Source organism: Ilumatobacter nonamiensis YM16-303 (genome assembly GCF_000350145.1).
Lineage (GTDB): Bacteria > Actinomycetota > Acidimicrobiia > Acidimicrobiales > Ilumatobacteraceae > Ilumatobacter_A > Ilumatobacter_A nonamiensis.
Window position 1 is genome coordinate 1 of record NZ_BAOL01000080.1, and the last position, 15109, is coordinate 15109.

Sequence of the window (15109 nt, forward strand, 5' to 3'; positions counted from 1 at the left end):
CGCCAGGAATCGTCGACCGATCCCGGTGCGGCGCAGATTCGCCACGGCGATCCCGAGCAGAGCCAGCACGATGCCGCCGAAGATGACGAATGCCGGATTCTCGTTCTGCTGGCGAACGCTTCGCGCGGCGATGTCGACGCCGAAGAACGTCGGTTCCTTCACGAACGCCGGGACCCCGGCGCGCAGCTGCGTGATCACCTCGTTCTCGAGGTACAGCGACTGGATCGCGACGGCGGCGGCGATGGTGACGACCGCGAGTTGGACGCCGCGTATTCGTACGGCTGGCAGGCCGACGACCACACCGACGATCACGGCGACCACCACCCCGATGGCTCCTGCGATCGGCCACGGGAGTCCCGGTCCGTCGACGGGCACGAGGTTGGACCCGCGGCCGATGCCGTCGGCCATCATCCGTGCAGTGATGAAGGCGGCGATGCCGGCGAACGACATCTGCGCCAACGAGATCTGGCCGGTGTACCCGGTGAGCACGACGAGCGACAGACTCACGATCGCGAAGATCAAGCCTTGCTGGAGCGACCCGGCGAAGCGGGTGCGCCCGCCGGAATTCTCGAAGACGAACGCGAGGAGCGAGATCACGGTGACCCACACCAGCGCGTGCTCGAACATTCGCTTCGGCATGGGAGCGAGCGGGAGACGCCGCTCCTTGATCGTGCCGCGGATCGGCAACGACTGTCCCTTCACGTAGAGCACGATGACGATCACGATCAGCGGAATCGCCTCGCTGACCCCGTTCTGGAGCCACGTGAGGCCGGACACATCGAACCAGTCCGCCTTGTTCAGTTCGAGCAGGTTGCGAACCGCTCCGAGCGCGAGGCCGCCCGCGATCGCGAGTGGAATCGAGCGCAGGCTGCCGATCAACGCAGCCGCCAGCGCGGGGACGATCAGGGCAGTCAGTCCGATCGGCGTGATCGTGCCCTGGATCGGACCGACGACGATCACGGCCAGGGTGGCGCTGACCGAGGCGATCACCCAGTTGACAGCGGCCAGCGTCTGCGGCGAGTAGCCGAGGAGGATGGCCCCCTTCTCGTTGCCGGCCGCAGCGCGGGTGGCGAGTCCGAATCGCGTGTAGCGGTAACCCGCCCACAGGACGAGCCCGAACAGCAGGCTGAACAAGAACGCGTAGATGGAGTTGCGGGGGAAGGGCTTTCCGAGCCCGAGGAAGTTCTGCACCACCTCGTCGGGAACGACGCTGCGCGGCTGCGGGAACGCCGTGCCGAAGTTGAGCAGCGCCACCCCCTGGAGGTAGAGCAGGATGCCGACCGATGCGACGACCTTGCCGAGCGGCGCAGCGTTGCGCAACGGACGGAACACCAGGAAGTGCACCGCCAACCCGAGGAAGGCGGCCATCAGGAGCGCGATCATCAACGAGGGAAGGAACGGCCATCCCCCCGAATCGCTCAGCGTGATCCGCACCGGAACGTTGAGCGTGTGGGTCGGGAGGAAATCGAGCCACGGCAGGAACAGTTCGCCCCGGTTCCACGCCGTGTCGAACGTGAACATGCCGTACATGGCGAGTGCGCCGTGTGCGAAGTTGATGACGCCCGAGCCCTTGTAGGACACGACCAGGCCTGCGCCGAGCATGGCGAACAGTGCGCCCAGGCCCAGCCCACCGATCAGATCGAAGATGATGTCATTCACGCCGTCCCCCGGTCGTGTTGATGTGCGGTTGTCGGTTCAGAGATTCGAGTTCACGGCGTCCCTCCCCATCGACGCCGTGACTCCGATCGATTCGTCCGATCGCCGCCCGGCCGTCACGGCCGGGCGGCGACTGGATCGATTCGTGGTGCTCAGCCGCCGGGGCGAAGCTCCGTGCCGGCGACCAGATCGAGGCCGGTGAACTCCTCGACGACCAGGTCGAGCTGTTCGCCGTCCCACTGGTTGGCCCCCACGGTTGCGTTGCAGACCGCCACGTACGGCTCAGGTGCTCCCGAGCAGTCGAGTGGCGTGCTCCCGAAGGTTTCCTGCGTGCCGTCGGTGGCGGCGAGAGCGTCCGCGATCGCCTGACCGGTCACTTCGCCCTCCACGTTCTGGGAGAACTCCCAGATGTTCATCATCGAGGCGAAGCCGGCGCTGGCGAACGTCTTGAAGATGTCGTCCTCCGACATCCCGTACTCGGCACCCTTCTCCTGATAGGTCGTGGCCTCCTCGAGACGCTTGCCCTCGAGGCTGTCGAGCGGGGACAGCAGGCCGCTGGAGGTGCCGACGATGTAGATGCCCTCGGCGGTTTCACCCGCGGCGCGCATGGCTTCGAAGTCGGTGCACGAGCTCGAGAGAACCAACGGGGTCTCCTCCACGGTCCAACCGAGGCGCCCGAGAGCGTCGACGAAGTTCCAGCAATCGGAACCCTGTGCCGAGTAGATGATCACGTCCGGATCGTTCTCGAGCACTTCGGTCGCCTGCGGAGTGACGTCCGGGGCGGCCGGGGCAATCGGCACGCCGATGTAGGTGAGGTCGGGCTTCTCGCCGGCACGCTCGCTCGCTGCCGGCTCGGATCCGTTCAGGACGTCGAGCGGCTTGGCCTCGAGGTCGTTGTAGCAGACCACGCCGGGAGGCGTGTCGGCCCATGGCACCGAGACCGTGTTGACCTCGATGCCCTCCAACTCCTCGATCTGGTTCGTGGCGAATTCGACGAGTCCGGTGTGGGCGCCGAGGCATCCACCGCCGGCGCCGATCGAGTACACGCCCTCGGACGTGAAGTCGGCGATGGTCACCGGGGTCCCCACGATCACCGGGATGTCCGAACCCTGGTAGATCGAGAAGTGATTCCCGAAGAAGTTGAACGTGGACAGTCCGAGTTCGACTCCGCTGGCCGCCAACTCGTTGGCGCACCGTTGCGAGTCGTCGGGTGCGACGACCATCTTGCAGAGTTCGATCTCGATCGGACGTCCACCGAGCCCACCGAGTTCGGCGTTGATGTAGTCAGCCGCCGCCTGGATCGCGATCGAGTACTCGGGGAACGAGCCTGCGGGGTCCCCCTCGGCGTTCTGCACACCGATTCGGATCGGCTCGCCGGTGGCTTCACCCGCTGGTTCGGCGGCTGCTTCGTCGCCACCACCGTCGTCGGCCTCACTGCTTTCGGTTTCACCGGCATCGTCGCCGGCCGCATCGCTGGACGGAGCCTCCTCCGAGTCGGTGCCGGTGTCGTCCGACGCCTCCTCGGCCGCCTCGGTGCTGGCCGCTTCACCGTCGCTTCCGTCGTCGCTGTCACTGTCGCTCCCGCACGCTGCCGCGATCAGCGCGAAGCTGAACACCGCAGCGGTAACACGGCGAGTGCGCCGATTGGATCGAGTCGTCATTTCAACATTCCCCCATTGTGAATCGTGCATGCGGCCATCGGCCGCCCCCTGCGAACAGCGGTTGCTCTCCGCTGCGTCGGAAAGTAACCGAACGACCATTAAGGAAACGAGGCGGAGCGGACCAATCTCGATCAGGGGGTGAGGCCGGCTGCGACGCCTCGTCACCGGTTCGGGTCGACGAGCACCTTCACCTGTTCGCTCGTTCCACTGGCCAGATCGGCCAACGCTGCTTCGAACCCGTCGAGGCCGGTGGTCGACGTGTGGAGCGGTTCGACCTGGATCCGCCCATCGGCGATCATCCCCATCGCCATCTCGAACTCCTCGTGCAGGTACGCGAGCGAGGATGTCACCGCGATCTCCTTCACCAGCCACGCACCGGGCGAGATCGGCGCGTCGCCCTCGGCGAGTCCGATCAGGCACATCGCGCCTCCCCGGCGCGCGAGGTCGACGGCCGACTGCACGGCGAACGGACGCCCGACGCATTCGTACACGATGTCGGCACCGAGGCCGTGAGTGAGTTCGGCGATCAACGTGTCGGTCTCCTCGCCCGGAGCGACGGAATGATGCGCGCCCAGCGCGCACGCCAGCTCGCGACGCTGCGCGTTCGGTTCGACCACGACCACCTTGCCGGCGCCGGCGGCGCGCACCCACTGCATGGTGGCGAGCCCGATCGGGCCGCCACCTTGGATGACGGCGATGTCGCCGAGTCGCAGCGCGCTCGTGCGGACCGCGTGGAACGCCACGGTAATCGGTTCGACTTGAGCTGCCTGCAGGTCGGTCAGACCGGAGTCGGTCCGCACGACACGGCTCGAGGCGACCGCGAGCCTCGGAGCGAAGCCACCGTGCGGTGGAGCCAGTTCGTCGCGGCCGACCGCCGACAGGAACGAAACCTGACACCGATCGGCTTGCCCACGACGACACGCCGTGCACTGCCCGCACGCCGGAGCGGCAGCGACGACGACGCGGTCACCTTCGGACAACGAGTTGACCTCGGCACCGATCGCCGACAGCGTGCCCGACCACTCGTGGCCACAGATCGCCGGGTTGTACGGGCGGCCCGACTGGTACGCGTGGATGTCGGTACCGCAGATCCCGCAGTACGCGATGTCGACGACGACTCCGGCGGGTGCGGGAGTCGGGTCGGGAAACTCGACGAGTTCGACTGTTTCGGTTCCGGTGATGAGGGCAGCGTGCATGTTCGGTTTCTCCTCCGGCTCGTCGTCGGGTGCGAGCGCATGGACATACTGACCCGCGTCCGCTCCCTCCCGACGAGTCCGAACCGGAGAACACCCAATGAGCCTCATCGCCGTCGAAGCCGCGATCACCGTTGCCGACCCCTCCACCCGCCAAGCCCTGATCGACCGATCGATTCCGATCCAGCAGGCGACCCGTGACGACGAGCCCGGCTGCGTGGTCTACTGCTTCGCGGCCGATCCGTGCGAGGACGACCTGATCCAGGTGTACGAACTGTGGGAGTCCGAGGAATCTCTCCAGGCGCACTTCGACCACCCGAACTACCACGCCATGCGGGACATGCTGGGTGCCGGAGGACTCGTGAGCGCGGTGAGCCGGAAACATCGCATCGACGCCACCGCGCCGGTCTACAACGCGGATCGCACGCCGAGCGCTGCATTCGACTGAGACGAGCGACGGTTCCGACCTCGACGCGACGTCGGATCGCTCCCGCTACGTCGAAAAGTGATCGTCTGATCAATAATGGGCAGATGACAGCGACCGAGAACTCCGAACTCGACACCGGAGCACGCTCGCCGGGCCTCTCCTATCAGGACCTGCTCGACGCCGACACCCATCCGGTACACGAGGTCCTGCGCCTCGAATCTCCCAAGTACCTCGGCAGCGAGGACGTCCCCATCGAGCGGTACACCTCGCGGGAATGGCACCGACGAGAGGTCGACCAGATGTGGTCGAAGGTGTGGCAGTTCGCATGCCGCGAGGAACACATCCCCGAGGCCGGCGACTACATCATCTACGAGATCGCGGAACTCTCGTTCCTCGTCGTGCGTCAGGACGACGGCTCGATCAAGTCGTATCCGAACGCCTGCCTCCACCGCGGCCGCCAACTCAAGGAGTACGACGGACACTGCTCCGAGATCCGTTGTCCGTTCCACGGATTCGCGTGGAAGCTGGACGGCAACCTGCAGGACGTGCCGGCGGCGTGGGACTTCCCACACGTCGATCAGCGCCCTGACGACTTCACCTTGCCCGAGTGCAGCGTCGACACCTGGGCCGGGTTCGTCTTCATCAACCCCGACCCCGATGCCTCGCCGCTCGCCGAACAGCTCGGTGATCTGATCGAGCACTTCGAGGTGTGGAACCTGGAGGACCGCTACGTCGAAGGGCACGTGTCGCGGATCATCGAGGCGAACTGGAAGATCGCGCAGGAGGCGTTCTGCGAGGCGTACCACGTCAACGCCACACACCCGCAGATCCTCACGTACCTCGGCGACGTCAACAGCCAGGTCGACGTGTTCGAGAACTGCTCACGGGTGATCACGCCCGGTGGCACGCCGAGCCCGCTGCTGGGCGACGTCGACCTCACCGAGACCGACCTTGCACGGGCGATGCTCGACGTCCGTGTCGACCACGAATCCCCCGTGTCGATTCAGGAGGGACACACGGCGCGCGCCACCTTGTCGCAGATGACGCGGGAGCGCTGGCGCCCGATCGTCGGCGACGCGGTCGATCAGATGAGCGACTCGGAGATGATGGACTCGCTCGACTACACGGCGTTTCCGAACTTCCACCCCTGGGGCGCGTTCAACCGGATCGTGTACCGGTTCCGCCCGAACGGCGACGACCACCGCTCGGCGATCATGGAGTGCTTCCTGCTCTCGCCGTTCAAGGGTGAGCGACCGCCGCCGGCCGAGGAGATCAAGCTGGGCGTCGACGACCCCTGGACGGACGCCCCGGTGCTCGGAATGCTCGGCAAGGTCTTCCAGCAGGACGTGTTCAACATGGCCAAGGTGCAGAAGGGTCTCGAGACCACTCGGAAGCCGGGGGCGACGTTCTCCAATTACCAGGAGTCGAAGATCCGCTGGCTGCACACCTTGCTCGGCGAGTGGGTGAACGACGACGTGCCGGTCAGTGTCGGCACCGGAGCGAAAGCGCGCCAGTCGTGAACGGCATCGTGCATCCCTTCACCGGCGCCCTCCACGAGCAGGATGGGAACGGCAACATCCGCGTCACGCTCGGCGACAAGGTCGGCATCTTCGGCACCGACGGACACTGGATCTCCGGCGAACTCCGCGAGTGCGACCCCCAACTGTGCGGCTGGGTCGGCGGCCCGATCGTCACCAACCACCGCGTCAACCCCGCGCCCGACGCCTGACCGCGCGTTGGTGGCAGGCACCGACGCGCAGGTTCTAGGACCAGGTGTTCCAGCGGACGAATTCTTCGGCGGGTGGACGTTTGGCGAGCTGGAAGTCGGTGCCGATCGTGTACGCCACCGGGAACAAGCCGGCCTGGCTGTAGTCGTCGTACGGGATCTCGAGGATCTCGGCGACGTCGCGCTCGTTCGAGAGATGCAATGACGTCCACGCCGAGCCGAGTCCACGCTCACGCAGCGCCAGCATGAAACTCCACACCGCGGGGAGGATCCCGCCCCAGCGTGACGCCTGGCGACCCGACGGCGTCCCCTCCCCCATTCGATCCGCGAGCAGCGGGATCACGAGGATCGGAACCTCGTGCATGTGCTCCGCCAGGTGTCGAGCCGACTGGTTCACGCGATCGGCCTGCGAGCCCGGTTCGGGCTCGGGAGCACCCGCATAGGCGGCTTCGAAGTTCGCGCGGTAGATGTCGGCGATCTGGCCACGCTTGTCCACGTCGTCGACGATCATCCACCGCCAACGCTGCGAGTTCGATCCGGTCGGCGACTGATGAGCGATGTCGATGCAGTCGAGCAGTACGTCGCCTGGGACGTCGCGGGTGAGATCGAGACGCTTGCGGACACTGCGCGTCGTCGTCAGCACCTCGTCGGCGCTGAGACCGAGTGTGGCGTGCGGCGCGCGCTCGGTCATGCGCCCGTCCCGGCATCGACCGCCGGTGCCTGCGCGGCCATCCATTCCGCGGTGGCTTTGCCCATCTTCGCTCCGTCGTATCCGATTCGCTGCGTCGGCTCGACCTCCAGAATCACCCGACGTGGGGAGTCGAGGAACTGGACGAAGAGCGCCGCAGCATCGGCGTCGTCGGGGCGGATGGCACCGGCCAGCGCCGGGTAGAACCACTCCTTCGTCGCGTCGTCGTCGTGCAACGTGCACGTGCCCTTGTACGTGACCGTCTTGTTGCGCGCCATGCTCGATCCGGTCGACGTGACCACGATGCACACCCGCGGGTCGCGCTTCACTGCGCTGATTCGTGCTCGCTGACTCGACGCCGTGAGCCAGAACCGGCCCTCGCGATACACGTACGACATGATCACCCCGACCGGCCAGCCCTCCTTGTTCGACCAGATGAAGGTGCACTCGTTCTGTGCGTCGAGCATCTGCGCCTCGTCGTCGTCATCGAGGCCGAATACGGTCACGTCTTCGTAATTGTCGGCTGGTTCGCTCATGTCCGAACGGTACGGCGACGGCGACGCACGAAACGATGCGGACCACCACACCGAGCGAGTCCATCCGGACATCTCCGTCCCATCGGGTGCTTTCGTCTGCAGAAGTCCCCGGAAACACCGGGGACCCGGGCGTGGGCGTGGTTCACTCGGGGAATGAGCAGTGATCGACCCACTCGACCGGATCCGACCACGATCGACGACCTCCCGACTCCGGCGCTCGTCGTGGAGAAATCGATCTTCGAATCGAACCTCGCTGCGATGGATGCCGTGCGACCGGGAACCGAGCTCCGCCCCCACGTGAAGGCGTTCAAGTCGACGGCGTTGGCCGCTCGTCTCGCCGCCGACGGCCACACCGGCTTCTGCTGCGCCACCCCGCGCGAGGTGGAGGGACTGGTTGCCGCCGGTCTCGGCCACGACGTGTTGTTGGCCAACGAGTCGCTCGACCTCGCCCGTCTCGGTGTGCTCGTGGCGGACGACAGCGTCGAAGCGAACATCACCGCTGCCGTCGACTCCGACTCGACGGTCGACGCAGTGATCTCCAGCGGGATCCGGTCGGTGCTGATCGACGTCGAGGTCGGCCTTCCGCGCTGCGGGTGTGATTCGACGGACGCTGGACGACTGGCGGACCGCGCCCGATCCGCAGGGCTGGAGGTCCGCGGGGTGATGGGCTACGAGGGTCACTTGATGATGGTCGAGGATCGAGCAGAGCGCATCGAGCGAGTCGGCGCCGCGATGGAGCAACTCGTCGCCGCGGCAGGCGACGTCGGCGGCGACATCGTCTCCGCCGGCGGCACGGGCACGTTCGACACCAACACGTGGTGCACAGAGATCCAGGCCGGCAGCTACACCCTGCTCGACAGCGATTACGCCAAGCTCGATCTTCCGTTCCAGGTCGCGCTGAACGTCCTCGGCACGGTGATCTCGATCAGCCCGAAGGGGTGGATCATCGCCGACACCGGGCTCAAGTCGATGGCGATGGACCACGGCAATCCGTCGTGGGACGGCGGGGACGTGTTCTTCCTCTCCGACGAACACGCCACTCTGCTCCCGCCCGATTTCGAGAACTGGTCGGTCGGCGATCGCGTCCGGCTGCAACCGGCACACGTCGATCCCACGATCGCGAAGCACGAGTGCATGTGGGTCGTCGACGGAGACGACATCGTCGACCGGTGGGAGGTCGATCTCCGCCACTGGTGACACCGGCCCGTCATGCCGCCGGCTTCACCTGCGCACGTTCTCGAGGACGTGTCGCAGGCAGGGTTCTCGTCGCGCTTGCGCCCGTCCGCCGGGCAGAATCGCGACGAGAACCACAACGACGGTCAGTAGGGCATCGTGCCGCCGTCGACGGGGAACATGCATCCGGTCATGTTCTTGCCGGCGTCCGACGCCATCAGCACGGCGACAGCTGCCACCTCTTCGACCTTGTTCGGTCGCTTGATCGCCGACTCCGAGCTGAACGCCTCGATCAGCGCGTCGTAGTTCTCGAGTCCCATCGCGATCGCGGAGTCCGGACCGGTCGCCCGCACGATGTCGGTCTCGATGATTCCCGGCAGGATCGCGTTCACCGTGATGCCGAGCGTTCCCGTCTCGTGGGCCGCGGCCTTCACCAGCCCGTTGACGGCGTGCTTGGTCGCGGCGTAGCCGGGAATGCCGGGCTTGCCGAGTTTGCCCTCGACCGACGACGTGACGATCACTCGTCCCGTCTCGCGCGGAATCATGTGTTGCAGCGCGCGGCGCATTCCCCAGAACACGTGGTTCAGGTTCCAGTCGACCTCGAGTTCCCACTCCTCGTCGGTCATCTGGAAGACCGGCGCGGTCATCTGGACGCCACCTGAATTGAGACAGCAGATGTCGAGCTGGCCGTACTGCTCGATCGTGAAGTCGATCAGTCCTTCCACCGCTTCCTGCTTGGAGGCATCACCGGCGTAGAACGCAGCGTTGTCACCCGCGTCCATCTCCTCGAGGCATCGTTGACCCTTGGCTTCGTTGCGACCGTTGACGACGACCTTGGCGCCTTCCGCGATGAATGCATCGGCCATGCCGCGGCCGATGCTGCGTGTGCCGCCCGTGATGCAGGCGACCTTTCCGTCGAGCTTTCCCATGAGAGTTCCTTTCGTCCTGTTCCCGGCTCAGTAGGGAGCCGTGCCGCCGTCGATGGAGATGAGCGAACCGGTGATCCCGGCCCCGGCGTCGGAAGCGAGCAGCGTCGCCACCGCGGCGACGTCCTCGACCTCGTTGAGACGCTTGATCGCCGATTCGGAGGCGAACATCTCCAACAAGCCGTCGTAGTCCATGCCCATCGACTCCGCGGCGGCGGGACCCTCCGCCATCATGATGTCGGTCTCGATCGCTCCGGGGCAGAGTGCGTTCACCGTGATCCCGAGCGTGCCCACCTCTTGCGACGCCGACTTGATCAAGCCGTTGATCGCGTGTTTGGCGACGACGTAGATCGAGATCCCCGGCTTGCCGACCTTGCCCTCGAGCGAACTGACGCTCATGACACGACCCGATTCCTGCGGGATCATGTAGTGGAACGCTCGACGCATCGTCCAGAACGTGTGCCAGAAGTTCCACACGAGCGAGTCCTGCATGGCCTCGTCGGTCAGCTCCGCGATCGGGGCATGGTTGGACGCACCGCCGGCGTTGGCGACCAGGATGTCGATTCGTCCGAAATGATCCACCGTGCCGTCGACGATCGCCTCACACGATTCACGTTGCTTCACGTCGCCGGCGATGAAGTGGACACGATCCCCCGCATCCAGTTCGGCCAGAGTGCGCTCGGCCTTGCTCGCATCGCGCCCGTTGACGACGACCTGTGCCCCTTCGTCCAAGAAACCTCGGGCGACTCCGAGGCCGATACCTCGCGTTCCGCCGGTGATACAGGCAACCCGCCCGTCCAGTACTCCCATGAATTCCCCTCGATCTTCTGTCGTTCGCGGCGACCGTAGCGCGGCTGCGCCCGGCCGATCGGAGTTGGACCGCAGCGGCCGTCGGACGGATCCGACGGCCGCTGCGGGAGCCAACCGTTCAGTCGCTCGCTCCTGGAATCAGACGCCCCAGAGCTCGGCGAACTGCTGATCCATGCCCTCCGGCCCCGGCCAACCATCGGTCGGGATCAGCGGCTCGGCCACCTCGGGCGAGTTGACGAGGAACGACGGCACCATGGCGTTCTCGCGCTCTTCCGGGTTGTCCATTCCGACCGCGTCGCGCGCCATCGCGTCGACCATGAGCCATCCGGCGTAGGTCTTCGGGTTGGTCGTCCAGAACTGCTGCGTCCCATCGACGATCTCCTGGAGGATCTGGCCGTTGTAGTCGACACCAACGAGATTGACGCCCTCGAGCAGGTCCGCGTCCTGGAGGGTGGCGACGACGCCACCGGCCAGTCCGTCGAATGCGAAGTGCAGGTAGTCGATGTCCGGGTTCGACTGCAGCGACGCCACGATGGCGCCCGGCACCTCACCAGCCAGCAGTTGGTCGAGCGTCAACGCGAGTTCCTCGAACGTGCAGTCGGGGCAGTTCGCGTCGTAGGTCGCCTGCGACGCCTCGCTCTCGACGGCCAGCACCGTGAAGTCCGGGATGTTGACCATCAACACGTTGGCCGAGCCACCGGAGTCGGCGATGATCGCGTTCGAGATCATCTCACCGGCGACCTCGACCGACGTTGCGTCGCCGCACTGCATCGCGAAGCCGTCCTCGGCGGGCAGGGTCGCATCGAAGCAACTCATCGTCTTGATCCCGGCCGCGTTCGCCGCGTCGAGCTGATCCTGGATCAGCGCCGGCGGTGTGCCGGAGATCCCGACGTAGTCGACACCCTGATCGATCGCCTGCTGGAAGGACGACGCAGCGTCGGTGGTGTAGGTGATGGTCTCGAGGTTCCATCCGAGTGCTGCGGTGGCCTCTTCGAAGCCGATGCCGATCGCTGCGCACGATGGCAGCGAGCAGTCGAGCCACGCCACCGTCTTCGCCTCCGGCACCGAGTCGAGCGGAATCGTCGGACCGATGTCGGCAGGCGGGACGAGGTTCTCGTCGACGAACGCCTGCGCTGCTGCGACGCCGTCTCCGCCCTCCGCGGCGGCCTCGTCATCGCCGGCCTCGTCGTCCGCGGCTTCTTCGTCGGCGGCGTCTGCTGCGTCCTCGGACGCCTCGTCATCGGCTGCCTCTTCCTCGGCAACCTCGTCGTCGGCGGCCTCGGTCTCGGTTGTTTCTTCTTCGGCAGCCGCCGTTGCGGATGCTTCGTCGTCGCCGGAGTCGCCGGAATCGTCGGAGTCGTCGCTGCCCCCGCACGCGGCGACGGCGAGTGCCAACGCCAGCGGCGCGGCAAGGATTCGTGTTCTGGACTTCATCATTTCCCCCTGTGTAGTTGTGGTATTGGTCACAAGCTAATTGACCAGTTAGTATATTTCTCGCATCGAAGGGGCATCATCGACGAGGTTCGATGCGAGTGGGGGAAATTCGTGTCCAAACTGCTGGTCGTCCGCGACCTGACCAAGTCATTTCCGGGCCAGGTCGCGCTCGACGAATTCGACATCGAGATCGAGGCCGGGCGTACTCACGCACTGGTGGGACAGAACGGATCGGGCAAGTCGACGTTCATCAAGATCCTGGCCGGCTACCACGAACCCGACCCCGGCTCGTCGGCCCGACTCGCCGGACATGATCTGCGCCTCGGCGACGGGGAAGCGGCGAAGGACGCCGGAGTCCGGTTCGTCCACCAGGATCTCGGACTCGTCGACACGCTGAACGCCGTCGAGAACATTTCGATGGGCGTGGGCTACACCACGGGCCGGTTCGGCCGGATCAACTGGCAGGCCGACCGGCGACGAGCGGTGGACGGACTCGCCGCACTCGGCTTCACCGACGTGCCGGTCGATGTCCCCATCGCCGCGCTCGCCCCGTCGGAGAAGACCGCGGTGGCGCTTGCGAGAGCGCTCGACGGCTGGGAGGACAACGCCCATCTGCTCGTGCTCGACGAGCCGACCGCGTCGCTCCCCGGCGCCGACGTCGAACGGCTCTTCCGCGCGATCCGACTGCTCAAGGAACGCGGCGTCGCGATCCTCTACGTGTCGCACCACCTCGACGAGGTGTTCGAGATCGCCGACGACGTCACCGTGCTCCGCGACGGCGTCCGGGTGACCACCGAGTCCACCTCCGACCTCGACCACGAACGGCTCATCGAGCTGATGATCGGACACCGACTCGAGCACGTCGACCATCGCTCGGTCGCTCGCGTCGGCGAGACCGCCGGCCTGGCGGTCGAGTCGATTCGAGGCGGAACGATCGCCGACCTCGATCTCGTCGTGCAGCCCGGCGAGGTGGTCGGCGTCGCCGGGATCACCGGATCGGGACGCGAGCTGGTCGCCCCGTTCATCACCGGCCAGGCCCCGAGCGAATCCGGGAACGTGGTCGTGTGCGGCACGTCGATCCCGAACTACGACCCGCACGCCGCGATCTCGGCAGGAATGGCGTTCGTCCCGGCCGACCGGGCGACCCACGGCATCATCCCGCTCGAGTCGGTCACCCACAACCTCACCCTGGCCGATGTCGATCGGAACTGGCGCGGCGGTCGTCTGCGCCACCGGGACGAGCGCGCCGAGTGTCTCGAATGGATCGATCGACTCCAGATCAAGACCGCCGGTACCGGGGTTCCGATCGCAGCACTGAGCGGCGGGAACCAGCAGAAGGTCCTGTTCGGTCGGAGTCTCCGCCTGACTCCGTCGGTCCTCGTCCTCGACGAGCCGACGAGTGGGATCGATGTCAAGGCAAAGGATCAGATCCTCCAACTGATCGATCAGGCGGCCGGCGACGGTGCCGCAGTGCTCGTCGTGTCGACCGACACCGACGAACTCGTCCAAGCCGCGCACCGCATCTTGATCATGGTGGGCGGCACGATCGTCGCCGAGCTCAGCGGAGCGGACATGACCACCGAAAACGTCGAACGAGCCCAGCTCCAATCCACGAAAGCAACCACTTCATGACCACCACGATCAACGCCGAGCCGAACGAGGACGTGCCCGAGGAATCACCGGACGAGATCGAGCGGCACTCCGCGCCGTCCGCGAGCTGGGTCCATCGCATCGGCCTCGACCGGTTCAGCGGGCTCTACCTGCTGGCAGCGTTCTTCATCTTCTTCGGGATCACCGAGAACAACTTCCTCGTCTGGAACGGGAGCATCGAGTTCGTGCTCACCGAGAAGGTCATCGTCGTCCTCCTCGCGCTCGCCTTCCTCGTCCCACTCACCACCCAGACGTTCGACCTCTCGATCGGCGCCACGATGGCGTTGAGTCTGGTGATCGTGAACAAGGTCGCGCTCGAAACCGATCTCCCCGACGGCGTCGGGGCCCTGCTCGGAATGCTCGCGTGTCTGGTGATCGGTGCACTGAACGGCTTCATCGTCGTCAAGCTGCGGGTGAACAGCTTCATCGCGACGCTCGGCATGAGCCAGGTGATCGCGGCGATCATCCGCCGGATCCACGACGGTGGCAACATCACCAATGCGTTCGGCGAGAGCTACATCAACTTCGGCAAGTCGAGCCTGTTCTCGTTCAAGTGGCCGTGGTCGGACACGCAGATCGAGCTGCCGTACTACTTCTTCTTCGGACTGATCGTGGCCACCATCATCTGGTATGTCCTCGAACACACTCCGGTCGGCCGCAAGATGTTCGCCACGGGCGGAAACGCCGAAGCAGCTCGGCTCTCGGGCGTGAAGACCGATCGGATGGCCTGGGGGTCGCTGATCGCTTCCGCCGGGATCGCCGGATTCGCCGGGCTCATCTACTCCTGGAAATTCGCGGTCTACACCTCCTCGGTGGGCCCGCCGCTGTTGTTCACCGCGGTCGGCGCCGTCTTCTTCGGTGCCAGCCAGCTCAAAGGTCGTCCGAACGTGTGGGGCACGATCATCGCGGTCTACGTGCTGGCGTTCGGCATCAAGGGAATCGGCCTCCGCTACCCCAGCGAGATCGACTGGATGCAGCCGATGTTCGAGGGGCTCACGCTCATCGTCGCCGTCGCCGTCGCGAGCCGACAGGCCGTGGTCAAGGTCAACCGGCGTCGCACCACGGATTCCGGCAGTGACTCGACACCGGAACAACCATCGCCGACGAACAAGCTCACCGACGACACCGCGGTCGCCGAGCCCACCGTCTGAACCACCGCCAGCCGGCCGGGGACCACCCGGCCGGCGTCCGGTGGGAGTTCACGAAAGACCGTTCGGTAAGTTCGGCTC

The 15109-nt window shown here is 65.9% G+C and carries 14 protein-coding genes; 6 read left to right on the top strand and 8 right to left on the bottom strand.

Annotated elements, in window-relative coordinates:
- The 3 genes from ON45_RS09315 to ON45_RS09325 all read right to left on the bottom strand — a co-directional run.
- Positions 1-1659 (bottom strand): ABC transporter permease subunit (locus ON45_RS09315; protein ID WP_040493384.1); only part of this gene is annotated, 1659 nt, incomplete at its 3' end.
- A gap of 149 nt (positions 1660-1808) precedes the next feature.
- The gene (locus tag ON45_RS09320) at positions 1809-3317 is read right to left on the bottom strand and encodes an ABC transporter substrate-binding protein (protein ID WP_083914670.1); all 1509 of its coding nucleotides are present in this window, start codon (positions 3315-3317) and stop codon (positions 1809-1811) included.
- Positions 3318-3478: 161 nt separating this feature from the next.
- Positions 3479-4513, bottom strand: a complete 1035-nt coding sequence (locus ON45_RS09325) for a zinc-dependent alcohol dehydrogenase (RefSeq protein ID WP_040493386.1) — start codon at positions 4511-4513, stop codon at positions 3479-3481.
- A gap of 97 nt (positions 4514-4610) precedes the next feature.
- Here ON45_RS09325 and ON45_RS09330 point away from each other — a divergent pair, with 97 nt between their 5' ends.
- The 3 genes from ON45_RS09330 (at position 4611) to ON45_RS09340 (ending at position 6666) form a co-directional block, all read left to right on the top strand.
- On the top strand, positions 4611-4958 hold the full coding sequence (locus tag ON45_RS09330; protein ID WP_040493387.1) for a putative quinol monooxygenase: 348 nt from the start codon (positions 4611-4613) through the stop codon (positions 4956-4958).
- 83 nt (positions 4959-5041) lie between these two features.
- Positions 5042-6457 carry an aromatic ring-hydroxylating oxygenase subunit alpha gene (locus ON45_RS09335; protein WP_051062800.1) on the top strand — a complete coding sequence of 472 codons (1416 nt, stop codon included), beginning with the start codon at positions 5042-5044 and terminating at the stop codon, positions 6455-6457.
- Positions 6454-6666 (top strand): hypothetical protein, encoded by a 213-nt coding sequence (locus ON45_RS09340; protein ID WP_040493388.1) that lies wholly within the window; start codon positions 6454-6456, stop codon positions 6664-6666. Before ON45_RS09335 ends, ON45_RS09340 begins: the two co-directional genes overlap by 4 nt.
- A 34-nt stretch (positions 6667-6700) precedes the next feature.
- Here the strand turns inward: ON45_RS09340 and ON45_RS09345 are convergent, their stop codons facing one another.
- Both ON45_RS09345 and ON45_RS09350 read right to left on the bottom strand, forming a co-directional pair.
- Positions 6701-7354 (bottom strand): nitroreductase family protein, encoded by a 654-nt coding sequence (locus ON45_RS09345; protein ID WP_040493389.1) that lies wholly within the window; start codon positions 7352-7354, stop codon positions 6701-6703.
- Positions 7351-7887, bottom strand: coding sequence for a pyridoxamine 5'-phosphate oxidase family protein (locus tag ON45_RS09350; protein WP_158412311.1), 537 nt, complete (start codon positions 7885-7887; stop codon positions 7351-7353). The genes ON45_RS09345 and ON45_RS09350 overlap by 4 nt, the downstream gene beginning before the upstream one ends.
- Before the next feature lie 153 nt (positions 7888-8040).
- Here ON45_RS09350 and ON45_RS09355 point away from each other — a divergent pair, with 153 nt between their 5' ends.
- Complete coding sequence (locus tag ON45_RS09355) at positions 8041-9084, top strand: alanine racemase (protein ID WP_051062802.1); 1044 nt, start codon at positions 8041-8043, stop codon at positions 9082-9084.
- Between the two features lie 122 nt (positions 9085-9206).
- Here ON45_RS09355 and ON45_RS09360 read toward each other — a convergent pair whose 3' ends face one another.
- The 3 genes from ON45_RS09360 to ON45_RS09370 all read right to left on the bottom strand — a co-directional run bounded on the left by ON45_RS09360 (position 9207) and on the right by ON45_RS09370 (position 12233).
- A complete protein-coding gene (locus tag ON45_RS09360; protein ID WP_040493390.1) occupies positions 9207-9989 on the bottom strand; it encodes an SDR family NAD(P)-dependent oxidoreductase in 783 nt (260 codons plus the stop codon).
- A 27-nt stretch (positions 9990-10016) separates the two neighbouring features.
- On the bottom strand, positions 10017-10796 hold the full coding sequence (locus ON45_RS09365; RefSeq protein ID WP_040493391.1) for an SDR family NAD(P)-dependent oxidoreductase: 780 nt from the start codon (positions 10794-10796) through the stop codon (positions 10017-10019).
- A 138-nt stretch (positions 10797-10934) separates the two neighbouring features.
- On the bottom strand, positions 10935-12233 hold the full coding sequence (locus ON45_RS09370; RefSeq protein ID WP_148288608.1) for a sugar ABC transporter substrate-binding protein: 1299 nt from the start codon (positions 12231-12233) through the stop codon (positions 10935-10937).
- Between the two features lie 108 nt (positions 12234-12341).
- Between ON45_RS09370 and ON45_RS23055 the strand changes: the two genes are divergently transcribed.
- Positions 12342-13862: a sugar ABC transporter ATP-binding protein gene (locus ON45_RS23055; RefSeq protein ID WP_040493393.1), complete on the top strand. Its 1521-nt coding sequence runs from the start codon at positions 12342-12344 to the stop codon at positions 13860-13862.
- Entirely contained in the window at positions 13859-15031 is a 1173-nt protein-coding gene (locus ON45_RS09380) for an ABC transporter permease (RefSeq protein ID WP_040493394.1), read from the top strand. The genes ON45_RS23055 and ON45_RS09380 overlap by 4 nt, the downstream gene beginning before the upstream one ends.
- Positions 15032-15109 lie beyond the last annotated feature (78 nt).